This is a genomic window from Methylobrevis pamukkalensis (assembly GCF_001720135.1).
Classification (GTDB): Bacteria; Pseudomonadota; Alphaproteobacteria; order Rhizobiales; family Pleomorphomonadaceae; genus Methylobrevis; species Methylobrevis pamukkalensis.
On record NZ_MCRJ01000160.1, the window covers coordinates 1 to 6,985 of the forward strand.

Consider the following 6,985-nt stretch of genomic DNA (forward strand, 5'->3'; position numbering starts at 1 on the left):
GGAATCCGCGACGCCACGCCCGCACCGCTTTCCACGACAACCTCGAACCCAAGCCCGAGATACCGCTTCACAACATCAGGCGTCGCTCCCACGCGACCCTCGCCATCCATGATTTCCCTGGGAACCGCGATCCGCATGATCACTCCTCAAACGGTAGATACCGGAGCCACGCCGGGACGGCGGGCTGGTTTCAGGCGGAGATCGAAGATCCGCCGGTCCGTCGGGGTGGCGCGGTCGCGCCGCCGATGCGCGCATCGGCGGGCAGGACGCCGGCCCCGATCTGTCGTCAGACGAGGAAGATCGCCATCAGGATGAGAATCGCGATCACGTGGATCGAGCCCCACTTCACCAGGCCGATGAAGAGGTTGTAGGTCTTCTCGTGCTCGGCGTAGTCCATCGCGCTGCCATGTTCGGCCATGTCGTTCCTCCACGTGTCCGTTCGGCGGAAGCCGCTTTATGGCAAAATCATGCGGCGCCCGCAATGGCATGCCACTGCGACGTTCGGCCGGTCAGCCTGAGGGCGACAGCCCGGCGGCCGTGAGCGCCGCCCCCTGCCGGGCGGTGAGGGCATCGAGATCGAAGCCGGCGATCTCGTCGTTGAACAGGCGGAAGAAATTGAGTTCGGCGGCAAGATGCAGGAACACGCCGCCAAGGCCGATCGCCGCCCGGTCCATGAACACGAATTCGCGCGGCACCACCACCGGCCCGTGGGCCTTCAGCGCCTGGTGAACGCGGAAGGCCTCCTTGCGCCCGTAGGCGCCGGGACTGACGCCGTCGGCGATGGTCCGCACCCGGTCGTCGAGCAGCGGTCCGTAGATGAAGCGCGCCCAGATGTTGAGGATCTCGACGAGGTCCTTCGTCAGCCCCTTGAAGCCCCAGGTCTCGTAGGCGGAGACGATCCGGGCCTCGTCGCCCTCCTGCAGGCCACGGTAGAGATCCACCACGCCGGCAACGAAGCGCGGCGGGAAGATGCGGATGCAGCCGTAGTCGAGCAGGTTGATGCCCGCCGGCTCGCCGTCCTCGGAGAAGACCGTGTAGTTGCGAGATGCGGATCGCCGTGGATCACGCCGAAGCGGGCGAAGGGATGCCACCAGGCGGCAAACATCGCCCGGGCGATCCGGTTGCGGGTCTCCTGCGGCGCGGTCTTGAAGTCGAGCAGGCGCTGCCCGTCGAGCCAGCTCATGGTGAGCAGGCGCCGGGTCGAGAGGTCCGCAATCACCTCGGGCACCCGCACCACCGGCTCGCCGGCGAAGATCGCGCCGTAGAGCGCGGCATGGCGCGCCTCGCGCGCGTAGTCGAGCTCCTCGCGGATCCGCTCGGAAATCTCGTGGCGGATCTCGGACGTGTCGATCACCGCCCCCATCCGCCGGTGCAGCGAGAAGGCCAGGTCGAGCTGCGACAGGTCCGCCTCCACGGCGGACGCCATCTCCGGATACTGCAGCTTCACCGCCAGCGCCCGGCCGTCCTTGCCGACCGCCCGGTGAACCTGGCCGAGGGAGGCGGCGTGGGCCGGCTGGCGGTCGAAGCTGCCGAAACGCCGCTCCCAGTCCAGCCCCAGCTCCGCGATCATCCGCCGCTTGACGAAGGCCGGGCCCATCGGCGGCGCATTCGACTGCAGCTGCGACAGTTCCTCGGCGTATTCCGGCGGCAGCACGTCGGGGATGGTCGCCAGCAATTGCGCCACCTTCATCAGCGGTCCCTTGAGCCCGCCGAGCGCGGCGGCAAGGGCGGCGGCCCCGCTGGCATCGTCGCGGCCGAACAGGCGCTGGCCGGCAAGCCGGGCGGCAACGCCGCCGAGATTGGCGCCGACCCGGGCATAGCGCGTGGCGCGGGCGGACAGGCGGTTTCGTTCCTCGTCGCGGGAGGCCTCGTCACGGGAGGACGTCATGGGCAGCTGGGCTCCGTCGGATGGTCGCGGCTCGTGGACCGGTGAGGGAGATATAGGCCGCGCCGGACAATGTTCCATGCAGGGGCCGAGCTTTGCCGGGGCCTCTCGGACGCCGGAATGTCATCCGCCTGTGATCTTGCCGCTCCAGAAACTGGAACCATTCCACGTCGGGCCCGGCCCGGCAGATCGAGGAGACCATCGATGGACGGCAACACCCCCGCAAACGGCTTCCGGACCTCCATGCTCGAGGACGCGCTCGGCGACGGCACCAACGAGAGCGCCAACCCGACCATGGGCGAGATCATCACCGCCCGCTTTTCCCGCCGCGGCTTCCTCAAGGGCTCGCTCGCCGTCTCGGCCATCGCCGCCACCGTCAGCCCGCTGGCGCTGATGTCGGCCGACAAGGCCCGCGCCGCCACCGGTTCGGCCTTCTCCTTCAAGGAGGTCGAGGCCGGCATCGACGCCACCCACCATGTGGCCGAAGGCTATGACGCGACGTGCTGCTGCGCTGGGGCGACGCCCTGTTCCCCGACAGCCCCGCCTTCGACCCGGCCAACCAGACCCCCGAGGCCCAGGCCCGGCAGTTCGGCTACAACAACGACTACGTGGGCTACATCCCGCTGGACGGCTCGGCCAAGCACGGCCTGCTGGTGGTCAACCACGAGTATACCAACGAGCACCTGATGTTCCCGGGCATCGTCAAGATCGTCGACGGCAAGGTCGAGGTCGCCCCGGCCGACAAGACCCGTGTCGACATCGAGATGGCCGCCCACGGCGGCACGATCGTCGAGATCGTCAACGAGGGCGGCAAGTGGCGCCCGGTGGTCGAGGGCAAGCTCAACCGCCGCATCACCGCCGACACCGAAATGCTGATCACCGGCCCGGCCGCCGGCCATGACCGCCTCAAGACCAGCGCCGACCCGTCGGGCACCAAGGTGCTCGGCACCATCAACAACTGCGCCGGCGGCGTCACCCCCTGGGGCACCTACGTGATGGCCGAGGAGAACTTCCACGGCTACTTCATCGGCGAGCTGCCCGAGGGCCACGCCGAGGCCGCCAACTACAAGCGCGTCGGCGTGCCGGAAGGCTCCTACCAGTGGGGCAACTTCCACGACCGCTTCGACGTCTCCAAGGAGCCGAACGAGCCGAACCGCTTCGGCTGGATGGTCGAGGTCGACGTGATGGACCCGAACTCGGTGCCCAAGAAGCGCACCGCGCTCGGCCGCTTCAAGCATGAAGGCGCCGAATCGATCGTCGCCAAGGACGGCCGCGTGGTGTTCTACCTCGGCGACGACGAGCGCTTCGACTACGTCTACAAGTTCGTCACGGCCGGCACCTACAACGCCGACGACCGCGCGGCCAACATGGACCTGCTCGACGAGGGCACGCTCTACGTCGCCAAGTTCGACGAGGGCGGCAAGGTCACCTGGATGCCGCTCGTCCACGGCGAGGGCCCGCTGACGGCCGAGAACGGCTTTGCCAGCCAGGCCGACGTGGTGATCGAGGCCCGCCGCGCCGGCGACGTGCTCGGCGCCACCAAGATGGACCGTCCCGAGGACATCCAGCCGAACGGCGTCAACGGCAAGGTCTACGTTATGCTGACCAACAACACCAAGCGCACCGACGAGCAGGTCGATGCCGCCAACCCGCGCGCCAAGAACGCCTTCGGCCACATCATCGAGATCACCGAAGCGGAAGGTGACTTTGCCGCCACCGCCGGCACCTGGGAAGTCCTGCTGAAGTGCGGCGACCCCGAGGTCGCCGAGGTCGGTGCGACCTTCTCGACGGAGACGACGAAGAACGGCTGGTTCGGCATGCCCGACAACTGCGCCGTCGACGCCGCCGGCCGGCTGTGGGTCTCCACCGACGGCAACTCGCCGAAGGCCACCGGCCGCACCGACGGCCTGTGGGCGGTCGACACCGAGGGCGATGCCCGCGCCACCTCCAAGCTGTTCTTCCGCGTGCCGATCGGCGCCGAGATGTGCGGCCCGCTGTTCACCCCGGACGACGAGACCGCCTTCGTCGCGGTCCAGCACCCGGCCGACGGCGGCGAGGACTGGGAAGGCTTCGGCCGCCCGTCCTACTACGAGGACCTCTCGACCCGCTGGCCGGACTTCAAGGACGACATGCCGGTGCGCCCGGCCGTCGTCGCGATCACCAAGCAGGGCGGCGGCAAGATCGGCGTCTGACGAGGGCCGGTCGGCGGCCGTGGGCCCTGCGGCTCGCGGCCCTGCAGGATGACGACTACGAGGCCCGCCGCACCCGTGCGGCGGGCCTTTTCGTGCCGCACGAACATCGACGAGACATCTCGCCGGACTGCGGGAACAGGAGCGCCGGGAACGCACCCGGATCCTTGGGTTGTGCTGTGCTGCCGCGACCACCTCGCCACACTGCAATGCACATAATATCGCCTCAAACCGGCATTCTTCGCTTGAAAGCATCCCTGGAGTTGTAGCACACTCGTCTGGCAGAATACCGCGCCTTCGGTCTGCCGCCCTGTGGTTGCGGGCCGGTTCGCGGGCGTGCAGTTCATTCACGGGAATGACCCCCGCGTCGTTCACTCTTGGCGAAGGAAGACACCTGACCGTCGACCATGTCTGATGACTGACCCTCTGGAGGCAGGCGGCGCGCAGGTGCGCCGCGAGGCGTCAGACAGAGATGCACGACCCGTGCGGTCGGGGCGGCCATCCGCTTCCCCTCCGAACGCCTGATCAGGGCTTCGCAAAAAACAGGAACGGCATGCAGACGGATGACATACTGAGGCAGGTCGTCGATCTGGTGTCCGGCTTGATGCCGCAGATCGAGGCCCGCCGCTATGACGTGGCGTGGAAGCCGGACGGCAGCCCGGTCACCCAGGCGGATGTCCTCGTCGAGACCAGCGTCGGCGCGCTGCTGCGGTCCGCGCTTCCCGGCGTCCACGTGATCGGCGAGGAGGGATACCGCGACCGGGACGCCGCGATCGACGGCGACGGCTGGGTCGCCGTGCTCGACCCCATCGACGGCACCGAGAACTTCTGCTCCGGCCTCAAGGAATGGGGCCTTGCGCTGAGCCTGTGGCAGGACCGCGCCCATGCCGGAAGCCTTCTCTACCTTCCCGAACTCGGCGAGCAGCTGATGACCGGCGACACGCTTCCCAAGAGGCAGTCCCGCATTGTCGGCCTGTCCTCGTCACTCGGACCGGAGATCATCGGCACGCTGGGCGAACTCCAGGAAGCCCGCATCGTCGGATGCGCCGTCTACAACCTACTCAATGTCGCGCGTGGCAGTTTTGCCCGCTTCATCAACCCCAAGGGTGCGTATTCGTGGGACCTCCAGGCCGGGCTGATGCTCGCCGCGGAGCACGGCTGCGACATCCTCGTCGATGGCAGGCCCTACGATGGAACACTTCTCCAGGCGGGTCGGCGATATCGCGTCGACATACGGCACCGACACGATCTTCATCCTGGGCAAGGGGCCCTCGGTTGACGAGATCGACCCGCGGGTCTTTCCGGGCTCGCTGGTGATCGCGATCAACGACGCCGAGCGCATCGCGCCGGCCGACATCACCCTGTTTCATGCCGACTGGGTCGGAACCTCGCTCAAGGCGACAGGCGAGCGCTCGCGCCTCTACGTCACCTCGACCGACTTCCACCCGGTGCGCGGCGAGGTGCAGCATGCCCGCTACATCCCGCTCACGCAGGACAGTTCCGACCTGATGATGCAGCGCTTCCTGTCGCCGGACTTCGCGCTGGAAGAGGTGCTGTTCCTCTCGGCGCTGAAGATCGCGCGCTATGTCGCCGAGCATCGCGGACGGCCGCAGACGGTCTACATGGCCGGCTTCGACTTCACCGCTGGCCTCGGCTATTCGCACGCGATCACGGCCGACTACGCCCCCGAGTCGGAGCGGGCGACCAAGATCGACGTCCAGGAGTTCTTCTTCCTCAACACGCTCTACGTCCTGCGCGACTCGCCGCTCGACGTGCAGCATGTCGGCACCCGGGCCTTCTCGCGGCTGACACCGGCCGAGCTCAACGAGCGCCTGCTGCCGCAGCCGGCCCACCCGGTGCCGGAAGGTCCCGACGTCACGCCCGTGGAGATCGTGGCGGAACTCACCACCAACCATTTCGGTGACCGCCACCGTCTGGAGCGGATGATCCGGGCCGCCGCCGCGGCGGGCGCCGACTTCGTCAAGCTGCAGAAGCGCGACGTCGAGACCTTCTACACGGCGGAGCAGCTGGCCGCGCCCTATGTCTCGCCCTTCGGCAAGACGTTTGCCGACTACCGCCACCAGCTCGAACTCGACGCCGACGACTTCGGCTTCGTCGACGATCTCTGCAGGCAGCTCGGCATCGGCTGGTTCGCCTCGGTGCTCGATCAGCCGTCCTTCACCTGGATGCGCCAGTTCGACCCGGCGATCATCAAGCTGCCGAGCACCATCTCCGAACACACCGGCTATCTCGCCCAGGTGGCAAAGTCCTGGCGCGGGTCGATCGTGCTGTCGACCGGCATGACCGACAAGGCCTACGAGGCCTGGGTGCTGCAGACCTTCGCCGCCTGCGACCGGCTGTATCTGATGCAGTGCAACTCGGCCTATCCGACCCCGCTGCACGACTGCCATGTCGGCGTGGTCCGGCATTATCACGAGCTCTCGCTCCACCATCGCCACATCGTGCCGGCCTTTTCCAGCCACGACTTCGGCTGGCTCGCCTCGGCGCTGGCGGTGGCGGCGGGCGCGCGCATGGTCGAGAAGCACACCAAGCTCGGCAACACCGACTGGGCGCATTTCGACGCCGTCGCGGTCGACCTGACCACCTCCGCCTTCAAGGACTATGTCGACGGCGTTCGCCAGGCACAGATGATCGTCGGCTCGTCGGAAAAGAAGGTCAATGCCAGCGAGCATCACAAGTATTTTCGGCAGATCGGCTGATATTCCTGACAGGAAGGCTTTCAGTAATGTTCTTGATTGGTATTCAGAGATCAGAAATTTTCATTGTCCGTCTGTGCATAGAGCCCAAAGAGGCGGTTCCCGAGAAGTTTGCTGCTGTGCTGAGAATGGCTGATGGCAGCGAGGAGGTTTTCGAGATCAAACCGGCAACGCTGCTCTTCGACGGCCGCGAG

Annotated in this window: 2 protein-coding genes and 4 pseudogenes; 3 read left to right on the forward strand and 3 right to left on the reverse strand. The window is 67.1% G+C overall.

Annotated features, from left to right (window positions below):
• The 3 pseudogenes from A6302_RS21620 to A6302_RS18640 form a co-directional block, all read right to left on the reverse strand.
• Positions 1 to 137: pseudogene (locus A6302_RS21620) on the reverse strand (Re/Si-specific NAD(P)(+) transhydrogenase subunit alpha); the annotation flags it as partial.
• A gap of 164 nt (positions 138 to 301) precedes the next feature.
• Positions 302 to 418, reverse strand: a pseudogene (locus A6302_RS18635) (aa3-type cytochrome c oxidase subunit IV); the annotation flags it as partial.
• Between the two features lie 91 nt (positions 419 to 509).
• Positions 510 to 1,888: pseudogene (locus A6302_RS18640) on the reverse strand (ABC1 kinase family protein).
• Positions 1,889 to 2,089: 201 nt separating this feature from the next.
• On the opposite strand from A6302_RS18640, the pseudogene A6302_RS18645 reads away from it, so the two are divergent.
• The 3 genes and pseudogenes from A6302_RS18645 (at position 2,090) to A6302_RS18655 (ending at position 6,794) form a co-directional block, all read left to right on the forward strand.
• Positions 2,090 to 4,077 (forward strand): annotated as a pseudogene (locus tag A6302_RS18645) (PhoX family protein).
• Positions 4,078 to 4,627: 550 nt separating this feature from the next.
• On the forward strand, positions 4,628 to 5,353 hold the full coding sequence (locus A6302_RS18650) for an inositol monophosphatase family protein (protein ID WP_069308294.1): 726 nt from the start codon (positions 4,628 to 4,630) through the stop codon (positions 5,351 to 5,353).
• On the forward strand, positions 5,265 to 6,794 hold the full coding sequence (locus A6302_RS18655) for an N-acetylneuraminate synthase family protein (RefSeq protein ID WP_069308295.1): 1,530 nt from the start codon (positions 5,265 to 5,267) through the stop codon (positions 6,792 to 6,794). The genes A6302_RS18650 and A6302_RS18655 overlap by 89 nt, the downstream gene beginning before the upstream one ends.
• Positions 6,795 to 6,985: the final 191 nt, after the last annotated feature.

What these genes read in the sequence shown, in the direction of transcription:
- A6302_RS18655 (WP_069308295.1), top strand. Translation starts at nt 5,265, where the DNA reads ATGGAACACTTCTCCAGGCGGGTCGGCGATATCGCGTCGACATACGGC.
- A6302_RS18650 (WP_069308294.1), top strand. Translation starts at nt 4,628, where the DNA reads ATGCAGACGGATGACATACTGAGGCAGGTCGTCGATCTGGTGTCCGGC.